The sequence below is a fragment of the Achromobacter sp. ACM04 genome (assembly GCF_014851465.1).
Classification (GTDB): Bacteria; Pseudomonadota; Gammaproteobacteria; order Burkholderiales; family Burkholderiaceae_B; genus Achromobacter; species Achromobacter aegrifaciens.
In genome coordinates this window covers 155,323-171,535 of sequence record NZ_JACUZS010000002.1, presented here as the reverse complement: position 1 = coordinate 171,535, position 16,213 = coordinate 155,323, and the positions used below count along the sequence as shown (strand labels likewise).

14 protein-coding genes and 1 other RNA gene are annotated in these 16,213 nt (G+C 66.8%); 12 read left to right on the top strand and 3 right to left on the bottom strand.

The genetic code is table 11. From position 1 onward, the window contains the following. Positions 1 to 137 precede the first annotated feature (137 nt). The 9 genes from ffs to IB259_RS11475 all read left to right on the top strand — a co-directional run bounded on the left by ffs (position 138) and on the right by IB259_RS11475 (position 8,135). An RNA gene (gene ffs, locus IB259_RS11515) (signal recognition particle sRNA small type) lies at positions 138 to 235 on the top strand. A gap of 214 nt (positions 236 to 449) precedes the next feature. Continuing rightward, entirely contained in the window at positions 450 to 2,615 is a 2,166-nt protein-coding gene (locus IB259_RS11510) for a DNA polymerase III subunit gamma/tau (RefSeq protein ID WP_192329077.1), read from the top strand. A 45-nt stretch (positions 2,616 to 2,660) separates the two neighbouring features. Further along, complete coding sequence (locus tag IB259_RS11505) at positions 2,661 to 2,987, top strand: YbaB/EbfC family nucleoid-associated protein (RefSeq protein WP_042794716.1); 327 nt, start codon at positions 2,661 to 2,663, stop codon at positions 2,985 to 2,987. A 19-nt stretch (positions 2,988 to 3,006) separates the two neighbouring features. Further along, positions 3,007 to 3,615 carry a recombination mediator RecR gene (recR, locus tag IB259_RS11500; RefSeq protein ID WP_054451387.1) on the top strand — a complete coding sequence of 203 codons (609 nt, stop codon included), beginning with the start codon at positions 3,007 to 3,009 and terminating at the stop codon, positions 3,613 to 3,615. Between the two features lie 68 nt (positions 3,616 to 3,683). Then, positions 3,684 to 4,943 carry a CaiB/BaiF CoA-transferase family protein gene (locus IB259_RS11495; RefSeq protein WP_054451385.1) on the top strand — a complete coding sequence of 420 codons (1,260 nt, stop codon included), beginning with the start codon at positions 3,684 to 3,686 and terminating at the stop codon, positions 4,941 to 4,943. An 11-nt stretch (positions 4,944 to 4,954) separates the two neighbouring features. Beyond that, positions 4,955 to 5,995 (top strand): ABC transporter substrate-binding protein, encoded by a 1,041-nt coding sequence (locus IB259_RS11490; RefSeq protein WP_054451384.1) that lies wholly within the window; start codon positions 4,955 to 4,957, stop codon positions 5,993 to 5,995. Next, complete coding sequence (locus IB259_RS11485; RefSeq protein WP_054451383.1) at positions 5,988 to 6,797, top strand: ABC transporter ATP-binding protein; 810 nt, start codon at positions 5,988 to 5,990, stop codon at positions 6,795 to 6,797. Before IB259_RS11490 ends, IB259_RS11485 begins: the two co-directional genes overlap by 8 nt. Positions 6,798 to 6,800: 3 nt before the next feature. Continuing rightward, positions 6,801 to 7,595: an ABC transporter permease gene (locus IB259_RS11480; protein ID WP_054451381.1), complete on the top strand. Its 795-nt coding sequence runs from the start codon at positions 6,801 to 6,803 to the stop codon at positions 7,593 to 7,595. 12 nt (positions 7,596 to 7,607) lie between these two features. After that, positions 7,608 to 8,135 (top strand): carboxymuconolactone decarboxylase family protein, encoded by a 528-nt coding sequence (locus IB259_RS11475; RefSeq protein WP_054451379.1) that lies wholly within the window; start codon positions 7,608 to 7,610, stop codon positions 8,133 to 8,135. A 62-nt stretch (positions 8,136 to 8,197) separates the two neighbouring features. Here the strand turns inward: IB259_RS11475 and tal are convergent, their stop codons facing one another. Continuing rightward, positions 8,198 to 9,151, bottom strand: coding sequence for a transaldolase (gene tal / locus IB259_RS11470; protein WP_054451378.1), 954 nt, complete (start codon positions 9,149 to 9,151; stop codon positions 8,198 to 8,200). A gap of 219 nt (positions 9,152 to 9,370) precedes the next feature. Between tal and carA the strand changes: the two genes are divergently transcribed. The 3 genes from carA (at position 9,371) to IB259_RS11455 (ending at position 14,629) form a co-directional block, all read left to right on the top strand. Beyond that, positions 9,371 to 10,525 carry a glutamine-hydrolyzing carbamoyl-phosphate synthase small subunit gene (carA, locus tag IB259_RS11465; RefSeq protein WP_059380170.1) on the top strand — a complete coding sequence of 385 codons (1,155 nt, stop codon included), beginning with the start codon at positions 9,371 to 9,373 and terminating at the stop codon, positions 10,523 to 10,525. A 10-nt stretch (positions 10,526 to 10,535) separates the two neighbouring features. After that, positions 10,536 to 13,775, top strand: a complete 3,240-nt coding sequence (gene carB / locus IB259_RS11460) for a carbamoyl-phosphate synthase large subunit (RefSeq protein ID WP_054451376.1) — start codon at positions 10,536 to 10,538, stop codon at positions 13,773 to 13,775. A gap of 89 nt (positions 13,776 to 13,864) precedes the next feature. Next, entirely contained in the window at positions 13,865 to 14,629 is a 765-nt protein-coding gene (locus tag IB259_RS11455) for an SDR family oxidoreductase (protein ID WP_054451375.1), read from the top strand. A 4-nt stretch (positions 14,630 to 14,633) separates the two neighbouring features. Here the strand turns inward: IB259_RS11455 and IB259_RS11450 are convergent, their stop codons facing one another. Together IB259_RS11450 and IB259_RS11445 are read right to left on the bottom strand one after the other, a co-directional pair. Beyond that, positions 14,634 to 15,278, bottom strand: coding sequence for a histidine phosphatase family protein (locus tag IB259_RS11450; RefSeq protein ID WP_013395601.1), 645 nt, complete (start codon positions 15,276 to 15,278; stop codon positions 14,634 to 14,636). An 18-nt stretch (positions 15,279 to 15,296) separates the two neighbouring features. Beyond that, a complete protein-coding gene (locus IB259_RS11445; protein ID WP_175214343.1) occupies positions 15,297 to 16,205 on the bottom strand; it encodes a LysR family transcriptional regulator in 909 nt (302 codons plus the stop codon). Positions 16,206 to 16,213 lie beyond the last annotated feature (8 nt).

Genomic DNA, 16,213 nt, shown 5'->3' with positions numbered 1-16,213 from the left:
AGGACCAGCGAAGCGACGTCCCAACCCCCTCCCCCTCGGGGGGAGGGCTGGGGAGGGGGCGCACATTCAGCCCCCCGGGGCCCGCCAGCCGAGAGGCTAGCAAGCAAGCGAAGCGCAGCTCTGCTAGAATCTCGGCTGGCGGGCCCCTCCGCATGGTTCGGCGGTGAACCTGGTCAGGTCGGGAACGAAGCAGCCATAGTCGTTTAGGGTCAGTGCCGGAGTAAGGCTCGCCAACCGGATTCTTCAAAGCAGCGCGTCATGACTATCCATGATGTCGCCGCTTTCAAGGGGGACGGGGTTATTTTCCAAGGATACGTTCCACGGGAATAAGCCCGTCCCCTTTGCGTTTCAGGCCGCGCTGAGCATGGGTTGCCATGCTTCGCGCCGAACCCCGGCAGCTGGACCGGCCATTTCGGGCCAGCTTGCGAAACAGGCTCTACAATCCACCCATGACTTATCTGGTACTGGCCCGCAAGTGGCGGCCGAGATCGTTCGATACCCTCGTGGGACAGGATCACGTGGTGCGCGCGCTGACGCATGCGCTCGATACCCAACGCCTGCATCACGCCTGGCTGTTCACGGGAACCCGCGGCGTCGGCAAGACCACGCTCTCGCGCATCCTGGCGAAGTCCCTCAACTGCGAAACAGGCATCACGTCCAAGCCTTGCGGCGTCTGTCGCGCCTGCACGGAGATCGATGCCGGGCGTTTCGTCGACTACCTTGAGCTGGACGCGGCCTCGAACCGCGGCGTCGAGGAAATGACGCAGTTGCTGGAGCAGGCGGTGTACGCGCCGGGCGCAGGGCGCTTCAAGGTCTACATGATCGACGAAGTCCACATGCTGACCGGGCATGCGTTCAACGCCATGCTCAAGACACTGGAAGAGCCGCCGCCGCACGTCAAATTCATCCTCGCGACCACCGACCCGCAGAAGATTCCGGTGACGGTGCTGTCGCGCTGCCTGCAGTTCAACCTGAAGCAGATGCCGGCCGATTCCATCGTCGGCCATCTGCAGGCCGTGCTCGGCCAGGAAGCGGTGGGCTTCGACGTGCCGGCCTTGCGGCTGATCGGGCAGGCGGCCGCGGGCTCCATGCGCGACGCGCTGTCGCTGACCGACCAGGCCATTGCCTATAGCGCTGGCAACCTGACCGAGGACGCCGTGCGCGGCATGCTCGGCACCATCGACCAGCGGCATCTGGTGCGCCTGCTGGATGCGCTGTCCGCTGGCGACGCCAAGAGCGTGCTGGCGGTGGCGGATGAACTGGCCATCCGCGGCCTGTCCTATGCTGGCGCCTTGGCCGACCTGGCCGTGCTGCTGTCGCGCGTCGCCATCGAGCAGCGCGTGCGCGGCGTGACCCCCGCCGAGGATCCGCTGGCCGGCGACATTGCCCGGCTGGCGCTGGCTCTGCACCCGGACGCGGTGCAGCTGTTCTATTCCGTGGCGGTGCACAGCCGCAGCGAACTGACCCTGGCGCCCGACGAGTACGCGGGCTTCATCATGGCCTGCCTGCGCATGCTGGCGCTCAATGGCGACGCCGGCCCGCAGACCGCGCTCGAAGCGCCCGCCGCGCCGGCCCGTCAGACTGCCGATGCGGCCGCAGCGCCGGCGGCAGTTGCCGCGCCTGCGTCCGCCGCGGCGCAGCCCCAGCCCGCGCCGGCAGCCGTTCAGCCCGCAGCCGCACCAGCGGTTGCGGAGCCTGCACCGGTCGCCGCGATTCCGGCGCCGCCCGTGGCCGCGCAGGCTCCTGCTCCGGCTGAGTCCGCGGCTCCCGCAGCCGTCGCGCAGAAGGCTGAACCGGCGCCTGCCGCGGCGGAACCCGAACCTGCCGCGTTGGAACAAACTTCGCAAGCCACCCGGCCCGGCAGCGTGCCGCCCTGGGAAGAACTGCCTGCCGATGCGCCGGCCATGTCCGAGTCCGAAGCTGGCAAGACCGCTGGTTCGGCCGCGCTGGCGATCACGCCCGCGACCGCCGCAGCCATCGCGCCCGCGCCCGCGCCCCAAACCGATGATGGCGAAGGCCCGCCCGCCTGGGTCGACGAAGAAATCCCGTTCGAAGCCGAAGGCGGCTTTGCGCCGGACAACGGCTTTACGTCGGATCCCGACGACGATGATTTCGAAACCCTGGCCAGCGCGCCCTCGGCCGCGCCGCCGCCAGCGGCCCGCCGCGAAGGTCCGGCGCCCGCGCGCAAGCGGCAGTCGTCGCGCGCCCGCCTGACGGACATGACGTCGGAAACCTGGCCCGAGCTGGCTGCGCGCCTGCCGGTCACCGGCTTGGCGGCGGAACTGGCGCGCCAGAGCGCATGGGCCGGCGTGCAGGGCGATGCCGTCATCCTGCGCGTGGCCGTCAAGACGCTGGCCGAAAGCGAAAGCCGCGTCCGTCTGCAGACGGTGTTGTGCGAACATTTCGGCCAAGGCATACGGCTGGACGTCGAGGTCGGCGTGACGGGCGAGGCGACGGCGCATGCCGTGGCCCAGGCCGAACGCGCCGCCCGCCAGCAGGCCGCCGAAGAGGCGGTCGCGGTCGACCCGTTCGTACAGGCGCTCGTCGCCGATTTCGGCGGCCAGGTCGTCGCCGGCTCGATCCGCCACGTAGATTCCCCCGCCGCCGCTGCCTGAAGCGGCGGCCATCTCTCATTCCCCTCGTTCAAGGAAGCATCGATCATGATGAAAGGACAACTGGCCGGCCTGATGCGCCAGGCGCAGCAAATGCAGGAAAACATGAAGAAGGCGCAGGACGCGCTGGCCGAGATCCAGGTCGAAGGCGCCTCCGGCGGCGGCCTGGTCAAGGTCACCATGACCTGCCGCCACGACGTCAAGCGCGTGGCCATCGATCCGTCGCTGCTGGGCGACGACAAGGACATGCTGGAAGACCTGGTCGCCGCCGCGTTCAACGACGCGCTGCGCAAGGCCGAAGCCACCTCGCAGGAAAAGATGGCCTCGGTCACCGCCGGCATGCCGCTGCCCCCGGGCATGAAGCTGCCGTTCTGAACGCAGCCCCAAAGCCGCAATGGACCCGCTACTGCCTGAACCCGAGCCGCTCGTCTCGCTGATCGAGGCGCTGCGGCGCCTGCCCGGCGTGGGCGTGCGTTCTGCCCGGCGCATGGCCTATCACCTGCTGCAGCATGACCCGCAAGGCGCGGACATGCTGGGGCAGGCGTTGGCGGGCGCGGTGCGGGACCTGAAGCATTGCGCCCGCTGCAACAGTTTCTCGGAAGAGGAAGTCTGCGGCACCTGCATCAATCCCAAGCGCGATCCCTCGCTGCTGTGCATCGTCGAGACGCCGGCCGATCAGAACATGATCGAGTCCAGCCACGGCTATCGCGGCCTGTATTACGTGCTGATGGGCCGCGTCGCGCCGCTCGAAGGGATCGGTCCGCGCGAGCTGGATTTCGAGCGGGTGATCAAGCGCGCGACCGACGGCGTGGTGCAGGAGGTCATCCTGGCCACCAACTTCACCGCCGAAGGCGAAACCACCGCCCACTTCCTGGGCGAAGCGCTGGGCGAGCGCGGCCTGCGGGTCACGCGGCTGGCGCGCGGCGTGCCTGCCGGCAGCGAGCTGGAATACGTCGACGCCGGGACCATCGCCTGGGCCCTGATGGAGCGCAAGACCACCTGATTCCGCAGTACCAGAACGCCTTGCCGGCAACGTATCGGCAACGGCAAAAACCGTGAGGAAGACAAGCCATGTCAGCGCTGACCGGACTGAAGGTCCTGGAACTCGGCACGCTCATTGCCGGCCCGTTCGCCGCGCGCATCTTCGGCGAATTCGGCGCCGATGTCATCAAGGTGGAAACGCCCCACGGGCCTGACGGCACGGGCGGCGGCGACCCCATCCGCAGCTGGCGCCATCTGCACGAGGGCAATTCCCTTTGGTGGACGGTGCAGGCCCGCAACAAGCAATCCATCGCACTCAACCTGAAAGATCCACGCGCGCGGGAGATCGCCCGCAAGCTGGCGCTGGACGCCGACGTGGTGGTCGAGAACTACCGGCCGGGCGTGCTGGAGAAGTGGGGGCTGGGCTACGAGCAGCTGCGCGCCATCAACCCCGCGCTCATCATGGTGCGCCTGTCCGGCTATGGGCAGACGGGGCCCATGAAGGACCAGCCGGGCTTTGGCGCCATCGGCGAATCCATGGGCGGGCTGCGCTACGTGTCGGGCCATCCCGACCGGCCGCCCCTGCGAGTGGGCATCTCCATCGGCGATTCCATCGCCGCCTTGCACGGCGTGATCGGCGCGATGATGGCGCTGCGGCACCGCGACGCCACCGGCGGGCGCTGGAACGGCAAGCAGGGCGCGGAGTGCCAGGCGGGGCAGGGCCAGATGGTGGACGTGGCGCTGTACGAGGCCGTATTCAACATGATGGAAAGCCTGGTGCCAGAGTACGACGTGGCCGGCGTGGTGCGCGAGCGTACTGGCGGCGCGCTGCCCGGCATCGTGCCTTCGAATACCTACACCACCCGTGATGGCCAGAACATCGTCATCGCCGGCAACGGCGACGCGATCTTCCACCGGCTGATGCGCGCCATCGGCCGTGACGATCTGGCCACGGATCCGGGGCTGGTGCGCAACGACGGCCGCGCCAAGCGCGTGGACGAGATCGACGGCGCCATCCAGCAGTGGTGCGGCGCGCGCGGCATCGAAGAGGCGCTGGGCGCGCTGAAGGGCGCCGACGTGCCGGTGGGCAAGATCTACAGCGTGGCCGACATGTTCAGCGATCCGCAGTTCCTGGCGCGCCGCATGATAGAGCAGCACCGCTTCCCTGACGGCACGCCGGTCAAGCTGCCGGCCGTCGTGCCCAAGCTGTCCGAGACGCCCGGCGAGACGCGCTGGGTGGGGCCCGTATTAGGGGAACATACCGAGGAAGTCCTGAAATCGCTGGGGTATGATTCAGCGGCTATAGAAGAGCTGGCAAAGACCGGCGCTATCGGTCTGCCCGACAACTAGGAGACAAGCACATGTCAGTCACTCGCCGTGATCTGCTCAAGATGGCCGGCGCCGCCGGCGTCATGGGCATGGCGCCCGCCATCGTGCGCGCGCAGAAGCTGGAGAAGACCAAGGTCCAGATCGCAGTCGGCGGCAAGCCGCTGATCTACTATCTCCCCCTGTCCATCGCGGAAGCCCGCGGCTACTTCAAGGACGAAGGGCTGGACGTCAGCATCGCCGACTTCGCGGGTGGCTCCAAGGCCTTGCAGGCCGTGGTGGGAGGCAGCGCCGACATCGTGTCGGGCGCGTTCGAACACACTTTGTCCATGCAATCCAAGGGCCAGGCCTACCGCGCCTTCGTGCTGCAGGGCCGCGCGCCGATGATAGGCGTGGGCGTGTCCAAGAAGAACCTGCCCAACTACAAGAGCGCCGCCGACCTGAAGGGCAAGAAGATCGGCGTGACCGCGCCGGGCTCGTCCACCAACATGGTGGTCAGCTTCTTCCTCGCCAAGCACGGCCTGAAGGCCTCGGATGTGTCCATCATCGGCGTGGGCGCCGGCGCCGGCGCAGTGACCGCGCTGCGCAGCGGCCAGATCGACGCCATCTCCAACACCGACCCCGTGGTGTCGATGCTGGAAATGCCGGGCGACATCCAGATCATCGTCGATACGCGCACGCTCAAGGACACCAAGGAAATCTTCGGCGGCAACATGCCGGCGGGCTGCCTGTACGCCCCGCAGGCCTTCCTTGACGCCAATCCCAACACCACCCAGGCCCTGGCCAACGCGCTGGTGCGCGCCGACAAGTGGATCCAGAAGGCCGGCGCCGACGAAATCGCCAAGGTCGTGCCGGAAACCTATCTGCTGGGCGATCCGGCCGTCTACAAGGCCGCCATCGCCAAGAGCCTGGAAGGCCTGTCGCCGGACGGCCTGATCCCCGAGGATGGCGCCGCCACTGCGCTCAAGGCGCTGGCTGCCTACCAGGCGGATTTCGACGGCTCCAAGATCGACCCGTCCAAGGTCTGGACCAACGACTACGCGCGCCGCGCCAACGAGAAGTACCCCAATGGCTGAAGCCGCGCTGTCGCTGGAAAACATCAGCTGCACCTTTGTCTCCCGCGACGACCGCTCGCAGCGCTACACCGCCGTCAGCGACACGACCCTGGCCATCGCGCCAGGGGAGTTCGTGTCGGTGGTGGGTCCGACCGGATGCGGCAAGTCCACCCTGCTCAACGTCAGCGCCGGCTTGCTGGCGCCGTCCTCGGGCAGCGTGAAGGTGTTCGGGCAGCCCCTGTCCGGCATCAATGAGCGGGCCGGCTACATGTTCCAGGGCGAGGCCCTGCTGCCCTGGCGCAGCGCGCTGGACAACGTGGTGGCGGGCCTGGACTTTGCCGGCGTGCCTCGGCAACAGGCGCTGGAGCGCGGCCGCGAATGGATGCGCCGCGTGGGCCTGGGCGGCTTCGAGGGCCGTTATCCGCATCAGATGTCGGGCGGCATGCGCAAGCGCACGATGCTGGCGCAGACGCTGATCCGCGATCCCGACATCATCCTGATGGACGAGCCGTTCTCGGCGCTGGACATCCAGACGCGCCAGCTCATGGAGAACGAGGTCCTGGACCTGTGGATGGCCAAGCGCAAGGCCGTGCTCTTCATCACGCACGACCTGGACGAGGCCATCGCCATGAGCGATCGCGTGGTGGTGCTGTCGGCAGGGCCCGGCACGCACCCCATCGGCGAATTCGCCATCGACCTGCCGCGTCCGCGCGACGTGGCCGAAGTGCGCACGCATCCGCGCTTCGTGGAGCTGCACTCCGCCATCTGGGGCGTGCTGCGCGAAGAAGTTCTTAAGGGCTACGCCCAACAGAAGCGAGCCTAGGCCATGTCCAAGCTGATCAAACCCGGTTCGGCCAGCCTGCGCTTCTGGCAGTTGCTGCTGCTCGTCATCATTCTTCTCGTCTGGCATTTCGCGTCGCGCGATCCCAAGGTGGCCTTCTTTTTCGGCGAACCGCTGAAAGTGTGGGGCCGCATCTGGGCCTGGTTCGTGACCAACGCGGACATCTACACCCACCTGGGCGTGACGCTGACCGAAACCGTGCTGGCGTTTTTCATCGGCACCATCGCCGGCCTGGCCTTTGGCCTGTGGCTGGGTCTGTCGCCCGGCGCAAGCGCGATCCTCGATCCCTACATCAAGGCCGCCAACTCGATGCCGCGCGTCATCCTGGCGCCCATCTTCGGCATGTGGTTCGGCCTGGGCATCTGGTCCAAGGTGGCGCTGGCCGTGACGCTGGTGTTCTTCATCGTGTTCTTCAACGTCTACCAGGGCGTGCGCGAAGTCAGCCCCACCTTGCTGGACAACGCCAGGATGCTGGGCGCGCGCCGCCGCCAGCTGTTGCGGCACGTGTACCTGCCGTCTGCCACCAGCTGGGTGTTTTCCAGCCTGCATACCTCCGTGGGCCTGGCCTTCGTGGGCGCGGTGGTGGGCGAGTATCTGGGCTCGGCCAGCGGCGTGGGCTACCTGATCCTGCAGGCCGAAGGCACCTTCGACGTCAACACCGTGTTCGCGGGCATCATCGTGCTCACGGCTTTTGCGCTGGTGCTGGACGCCATCGTCGGCATGGGCGAAAAGCGGCTGATGAAATGGCAGCCCAGGTCCGGCGAAACCGAAAAGATCTGACCGGAGTTTCCCATGGCCCGTCTACCCTACGCCGACCTGACCCATCCCGAAGCCAAGCCTCTGGTCGACCGCATCGTCGCCGAACGCGGCAGCGTCCTGCACCTGTACCAGATGCTGCTGCACAGCCCCGCGGTGGCCGGCGGCTGGCTCAATTACCTGACCTCGATCCGCCAGCTCAGCACCTTGCCTGGCGATCTGCGCGAGCTGGTCATCATGCGCGTGGCGGCCATCAACGGCGCGCCCTACGAGGCCGACCAGCATGCGCCGATCGCGCTGAAGGAAGGCGTTTCGCAAGCGCAGCTGGACGCGCTCAATGATTGGGAAGCGTCAGATCTGTTCGATGAACGCGAAAGGGCGGTGCTGGCCTACACCGATGCCATGACGCGACAGGTGCAGGTGCCGGAACCGGTGTTCCAGGCGGCGAAGGCGGCGATGGGCTCCGAAAAGCTCATCGTGGAGCTGACCGCGACGGTGGCGGCCTACAACATGGTGTCGCGCTTCCTGGAAGCGCTGCAGGTGCATTCACACGATCACCGCTGACGCACGCGCGCGGCCGCAAGGGCCGCGCGCGTGCTTGCCGATGTGGCAGCGGAAAGTCGCGCTCAGGCGCGCTGCGCCTCGATCAACGCATCCAGCTTGACCGCGTCCGCCACGAACAGGCGGATGCCTTCCGACAGCTTTTCGCTGGCCATCGCATCCTCGTTGAGCAGGGTGCGGAAGGTGACCTCGTCCGCGCCGATGCGGGCGATGTTGGCGGGCACGTCGTCGGCGCGCAATTGCGCGGGCGCGTCGCCCTCGGTGCCGGCCAGCTTGGTCAGCAGCTCGGGGCTGATGGTCAGCAGGTCGCAGCCCGACAGCGCCAGGATCTGGCCCACGTTGCGGAAGCTCGCACCCATGATTTCCGTGGGGATGTCGAAGTGCTTGTAGTACTGGTAGATCCGCGTGACGGACAGCACGCCGGGATCGCGCGCCCCGGCATTGTCGGCCTCGACCCAGTTGGCGCCGGCGGACTTCTTGTGCCAGTCGTAGATGCGGCCGACGAAGGGCGAGATCAGCTGCACGCGGGCATCGGCGCAGGCCACGGCCTGCGGCAGCGAGAACAGCAGGGTCAGGTTGCAGCGCACGCCTTCCGATTGCAGGGCGCGGGCCGCCTGGATGCCTTCCCAGGTCGAGGCGATCTTGATCAGCACGCGCTCGCGCGGCACGCCAGCGGCTTCGTACAGGGCGATCAGGCTGCGGGCGCGTTCGATGGTGGCGCGGGTGTCGAAGGACAGGCGGGCGTCGACTTCAGTCGACACGCGGCCGGGCACGATGTCCAGGATGGCGCGGCCAAAGGCCACCAGCAGGCGATCCATGAGTTCGGCAGTGGGCGCGCCGCGGTGTTCGCGCGCGGTCTTTTCCAGCAGGGGACGGTAGGCGTCCTGCTGGACGGCCTTAAGAATTAGGGACGGGTTTGTGGTGGCGTCGGTGGGACGCAACGCCTTCATCGCTTCGAAATCCCCCGTGTCGGCGACGACGGTGGTGTGGTTGCGCAGGGCGTCAAGTTGGCTGGGCATGGACGGTACGGCTCGCTGCAGGCTAGGGTTGAAGGTGTCCTAGCGTATCACCGAGGCCGCAGGCGCGCTGCCGGCCGGACGGCGGAGGGGGACGGCTGGACGCGGAAAAACAGGCGAAAACCCCGTTTCCGGCCTTATTTGGCGCGGTTCCCCGAGAAAAACGGCCGCTCAAGGTATAATCCGAAGGTTTGATTATCGATTCTAAAACCGGGGTTTACTGTGCTGCCGCAACTCTTTCCCGAGGGGATCAACCGCTTCCCTCCTGCAATTCTGGCTCTGGCGGACGGTACCATTTTTCGAGGCGTGTCGATCGGTGCGCCTGGGCATACCGTTGCCGAAGTGGTGTTCAACACCGCGATGACCGGGTACCAGGAAATTCTCACCGATCCCAGCTATAGCGGCCAGATCGTCACGCTGACCTATCCGCACATCGGCAATACCGGCGTCAACGCCGAAGACGTGGAAGCCAAGCGCGTCTTTGCCGCCGGCCTGGTGGTCCGCGACTGTCCCGCCCGCGTGTCGAACTTCCGTTCCACGCAATCGTTGCCTGAGTACCTCTCCGAGCAAGGCGTCGTCGCCATTTCCGGCATCGACACCCGCAAGCTCACCCGCATCCTGCGTGAAAAGGGCGCCCAGGGCGCCTGCATCTTCGTCGGCACCGACGCCGAGCGCGCCGTCGAGCTGGCCCGCGGTTTTGCCGGCATGGCCGGCCAGGACCTGGCCAAGGTGGTGTCGCTCAAGGATCGCGCCGAATGGACCGAAGGCACCTGGCAACTGGGCGAGGGCTTCTCCAAGCCCGACCAGTCCAAGTTCCACGTCGTGGCCTACGACTTCGGCATCAAGACCAACATCCTGCGCCTGCTGGCCGACCGCGGCTGCCGCCTGACGGTGGTGCCGGCCCAGACCAGCGCCGAGGAAGTCTTGAAGCTCAATCCCGACGGCGTGTTCCTGTCCAACGGCCCTGGCGACCCCGAGCCCTGCGACTACGCGATCGAAGCCACGCGCGCCTTCCTGGACAAGAAGCTGCCGGTGTTCGGCATCTGCCTGGGCCACCAGATCATGGGCCTGGCGCTGGGCGGCAAGACGCTCAAGATGAAGACCGGCCACCACGGCGCCAACCACCCCGTGCAGGACCTCCAGTCCAAGCGCGTGTTCATCACCAGCCAGAACCACGGTTTCGCTGTCGACGCGGCAAGCCTGCCGGCCAACGCGCGCGTGACGCACGTCTCGCTGTTCGACGGCACGCTGCAGGGCTTCGAGCTCACCGACCGCCCGGCCTTCTGCTTCCAGGGTCACCCCGAAGCCAGCCCGGGTCCGCACGACATCCTTGAACTGTTCGACAAGTTCATCGCCCTGATGTCCGGCCAAAAGTAAAGATTGCATCATGCCCAAGCGTACAGACCTAAAAAGCATACTCATCATCGGCGCCGGCCCCATCATCATCGGGCAGGCCTGCGAATTCGACTATTCCGGCGCACAGGCGTGCAAGGCGCTCAAGGCAGAGGGCTACCGCACCATCCTGGTGAACAGCAACCCGGCCACGATCATGACGGACCCGGAAACGGCCGACGTCACCTACATCGAGCCCATCACCTGGCAAGCCGTCGAAAAGATCATCGAGCGTGAAAAGCCCGATGCGTTGCTGCCCACCATGGGCGGCCAGACCGCGCTGAACTGCGCCCTGGACCTGGCCCACCACGGCGTGCTGAAGAAGCACAACGTCGAGCTGATCGGCGCCAACGAGCACGCCATCGAAAAGGCCGAAGACCGCCAGAAGTTCAAGCAGGCCATGACCGACATCGGCCTGGAATCGGCCAAGTCGGGCGTCGCCCACAGCATGGACGAAGCCTGGGAAGTGCAGCGCCGCATCGCGGCCGAAGTCGGCACCTCCGGTTTCCCCGCCGTGATCCGCCCCAGCTTCACCATGGGCGGTTCGGGCGGCGGCATCGCCTACAACGCCGAAGAATTCGAAACCATCTGCCGCCGCGGCCTGGAAGCTTCGCCCACCAGCGAACTGCTGATCGAAGAGTCGTTGCTGGGCTGGAAGGAATTCGAGATGGAAGTGGTCCGCGACAAGGCGGACAACTGCATCATCGTCTGCTCCATCGAAAACCTGGACCCGATGGGCGTGCACACGGGCGACTCCATCACCGTGGCGCCGGCTCAGACGCTGACCGACAAGGAATACCAGATCATGCGTAACGCATCGATCGCGGTGTTGCGCGAGATCGGCGTGGATACGGGCGGCTCGAACGTGCAGTTCGCCGTCAATCCCAAGAACGGCCGCATGATCGTCATCGAGATGAACCCGCGCGTGTCGCGTTCGTCGGCGCTGGCGTCCAAGGCTACCGGCTTCCCCATCGCCAAGGTCGCCGCGCGCCTGGCCGTGGGCTACACGCTGGACGAGCTCAAGAACGAAATCACCGGCGGCGCCACGCCCGCCTCGTTCGAGCCCTCGATCGACTACGTGGTCACCAAGGTGCCGCGTTTCGCCTTCGAAAAATTCCCCACCGCCGACGCGCGCCTGACCACCCAGATGAAGTCCGTGGGTGAAGTCATGGCCATTGGCCGCACCTTCCAGGAATCCTTCCAGAAGGCGCTGCGCGGCCTGGAAGTGGGCGTGGACGGCCTGAACCAGAAGACCACCGACCGCGAAAAGCTGCAGGTCGAACTGGGCGAACCCGGTCCGGAACGCATCTGGTACGTGGGCGATGCCTTCGCGCAGGGTTTCACGCTGGACGAAGTGCACAACATCACGCACATCGATCCGTGGTTCCTGTCGCAGATCAAGGAAATCGTCGACATCGAGCTGGCGCTGGAACAGAAGACGCTGGCTGACCTGGACTACGCCACGCTGTGGGAACTCAAGCGCCGCGGTTTCTCCGACCGCCGCCTGGCCTTCCTGCTGGATTCCTCGGAATCCGAAGTGCGCAAGCTGCGCCACCAGCTGAACGTGCGTCCGGTCTACAAGCGCGTCGACACCTGCGCCGCCGAATTCGCCACCCGCACGGCCTACATGTACTCGACCTACGAGGAAGAGTGCGAAGCCGCGCCCACCGACCGCAAGAAGATCGTGGTGCTGGGCGGCGGTCCGAACCGCATCGGCCAGGGCATTGAGTTCGATTATTGCTGCGTGCACGCCGCGCTGGCGCTGCGCGATGACGGGTACGAGACCATCATGGTCAACTGCAACCCGGAAACCGTGTCCACCGACTACGACACCTCGGATCGCCTGTACTTCGAGCCGCTGACGCTCGAAGACGTGCTCGAAATCGTCCACAAGGAAAACCCGGTCGGCATGATCGTCCAGTACGGCGGCCAGACCCCGCTGAAGCTGGCGCGCGCCCTGGAAGCCAACGGCGTGCCCATCATCGGCACCAGCCCTGAATCCATCGACGTGGCCGAAGACCGCGAGCGCTTCCAGAAGCTGCTCAACAAGCTCGGCCTGCGCCAGCCGCCCAACCGCACTGCGCGCACCGAAGGCGAGGCCCTGGCCCACGCCGCCGAAATCGGCTATCCCCTGGTCGTGCGTCCCAGCTATGTGCTGGGTGGCCGCGCCATGGAAATCGTGCACGAGCAGCAGGACCTCGAGCGCTACATGCGCGAGGCCGTGAAGGTCAGCAATGACTCGCCGGTGCTGCTGGACCGCTTCCTGAACAACGCCACCGAAGTGGACGTGGACTGCCTGGCCGACGGCGAAACCGTCTTCATCGGCGGCGTCATGGAACACATCGAGCAGGCCGGCGTGCACTCGGGCGACTCGGCTTGCAGCCTGCCCCCGTACTCGCTGTCGGCGGAAGTCATCGCCGAGATCAAGCGCCAGACCACGATGATGGCCAAGGCATTGAACGTCAGCGGCCTGATGAACGTGCAGTTCGCGATCCAGGGCGGCGACGTCTACGTGCTGGAAGTGAACCCGCGCGCTTCGCGCACGGTGCCCTACGTTTCCAAGGCCACCGGCCTGCAACTGGCCAAGATCGCCGCGCGCGCCATGGCCGGCCAGACCCTGGCTGCGCAAGGCATCACCAAGGAAGTCGTGCCGCCTTACTTCTCGGTCAAGGAAGCCGTGTTCCCGTTCGTGAAGTTCCCGGGCGTGGACACCATCCTGGGTCCGGAAATGAAGTCGACCGGCGAGGTGATGGGCGTGGGCACGAGCTTCGGCGAAGCCTTCGTCAAGTCGCAGCTGGCCGCGGGTGTGCGCCTGCCGGAATCCGGCACGGTGTTCATCAGCGTCAAGAACCAGGACAAGCCCCTGGCGGTGGAAGTGGCGCGCGGCCTGCACGCGCTCGGCTTCAAGCTGGTCGCCACGCGTGGCACGGCTGCCGAGATCGAAGCCGCCGGCATTCCGGTTCAACTGGTGAACAAGGTCACCGAAGGCCGTCCGCACATCGTCGACATGGTGAAGAACGGCGAGATCTCGCTGGTCATCAACACCGTCGAAGAGCGCCGTAACGCCATCGCTGATTCGCGCACCATCCGCACCCAGGCGCTGGCCGCCCGCGTGACCTTCTTCACGACCATCGCCGGCGCCCGCGCCGCGGTCGAAGGCATGCAATACCTGCGCCAAGGCCTGGGCCTGCAGGTGTATCCGCTGCAGGAGCTGCACGCTTCCTTGCAAGGCTAAGCTGGCAAGCGACACAATAGGGCACGCGAAAGCGTGCCCTATTTTTTTGCAACGCGATTCCGCAACGCTACGACAGGCATCAGGCACACATGGAAAGAGTCTTCATCACCGGCGCCAGCAGCGGCCTGGGACGCGCCTTGGCGCAGCAATACGCGTCCACGGGCGCCACGCTGGGCCTGCTGGGCCGGCGCGAGGACGCGCTGCGCGAACTGGCCGACAGCCTGCCCGGCGAGCACCGCTGCTATGCAGTGGACGTGCGCGACCGCCAGGCGCTGCATGCCGCGGCACAGGATTTCATTGCCTTTTGCCAGGGTCGCGTGGACGTGGTCATCGCCAGCGCCGGCATCAGCGCCGGCACCCTGACCGAGCATGGCGAAGACTACGACGTCTTCAAGGCCATCGTCGACACCAATCTGCTGGCCACCGTGGCAACCTTCGAACCCTTCATCGCGTCCATGCGCCAGGCCGGGTCGGGCAGGCTGGTGGGCATCGCCAGCGTGGCAGGGGTGCGGGGGCTGCCGGGCGCGGGCGCCTACAGCGCGTCCAAGTCGGCGGTGGTGACCTATTGCGAAAGCCTGCGGCTGGAGCTGGCCGCCGAAGGCATAGACGTGGTGACGATCGCGCCCGGCTACATCAAGACGGCGATGACGGCCCACAACCCGTATTCCATGCCTTTCCTGATGGAAGCAGACGCCTTCGCCCGCCGCGCGCGCAGCGCGATCGGGCGGGGCGCGTCCTATGTGGTGATTCCGTGGCAGATGGGCATCGTGGCCAAGCTGATGCGCTTGTTGCCCAATGCCGTCTACGACAGGCTGGCGCGCAACGCGCCGCGCAAGCCGCGCCGCGCGCGCTAAGCGTTCACGGCACCACGTCGTTGCCGACTTCGTCGGTCACGTGGCCCACGTCGCCCCAGTCCAGCACCTGCCATTTACGGCCCTGCACGCCGACGCGGTTGATGCTGACGTTCAGCAGCGAGGCGTCGCGCGGCCCGTTCAACGGCACGCCCGAGGCATGGCGCCAGATGATGTCCAGCACGCCGCCGTGCGTGAACATCAGGATGCGTTCGTCGTCGTGGCGGCTGGCGATGTCGTCCACGGTGGAAATGACGCGGGACTGGAATTGGCCCAGCGTTTCGCCGCCGTCCAGCGGGCGCAGCGGGTCGCGGCTCTTCCAGGCGGCAGCGGCTTCGGGGGCCAGCACATCGATGCGTTCGTGGTCCAGGCCTTCCAGCACGCCGAAGCCGCGCTCGCGGATGCCCGGCTCCACGCGCACGCGCAGGCCCAGCTGTTCGGACACTGGCACGGCGGTGGCGTGGGCGCGCTGCAGGTCGCTGCTGTAAATGGCGTGGATGGGCGTGTGGCGGGCCTCTTCGCGCATGCGCGCGGCCAGCAGGCTGGCCTGGTTGACGCCGAATTCGTTGAGGGGGATGTCTTGCCAGCCTTGCAGGCGGCGCTGGCGGTTCCAGTCGGTTTCGCCGTGGCGGATGAACCAGATTTCAGTCATTACGGTCTTGATGCGGATTTAGAGCTGGCCGGACGCGAGGGGCGCGCGCGGTTTCCAGATGGTTTGAATGATCGAGCTTAACGCGACCAGCGCGGGCTCGCTAGCGCGCTCATAGGGCAGGATGAATCCCAGCATGGCGTCCACGCGCGCCTGGCCCCAGACGATGAAGTCGTTCGAGGCCGCGCCGGCCAGCGCGGCTTCCTCGCGCAGCAGGGCGCAGCCGGCGCCCGCGCGCACCAGCGCGTCCAGGTTGGCCTGGTCGTCATTCTGCATCACGATGCGCGGCGACAGGCCATGGCGTTCGAACATGTCGCGCAACAGCAGGTGCGTATGGCTGCCGGCGGGGCCGTCCAGCCAGGGCAATTGCGCCACCTCGCGCCAGCCGCCGCGCTTGAGCACGGCGGCGTGCTCCTTGGGCATGGCGATGCGGTAGCGCACGCTGCGCAGGGGCTGCCAAAGCACGCCGCGCGGCGGATTGGCGGCGATGATCAGCGCCGCCGGCAGGCGGCCGGTGCTGACCTGTTCCGCCAACGCGGCGGCAGGCAGGGTCTGGGTCTTCAGCTCGACCAGCGGCAGGCGCTGGGTGACGGCCGAGGCCAGTTCGCCCAGGCGCAGGAAATCCGGCTTTTCGCTGGGCACGCCCAGCTCGACCGCGCCATGCAGGCTGCCTTGCAGCTGCTGGGCTTCGGATTTGAACTGCGCGCCCAGCACCAGCAGCGATTCGGCGGTGGGCAGCAGCACCTCGCCGGCCTTGGCCAAGGCCAGCCTGCCGCCGCTGCGGTCGAACAAGGCCACGCCCAGGCTTTGTTCCAGCGCCTTGATCTGCGCGGTCACGGCGGGTTGGGTCAGCGACAGCGCCTCGGCCGCCTTCGTCAGGTTGCCCAGCCGGGCGACGGTGACGAAGGCGCGGATCTGATAGATTTCCATGGCCCCGA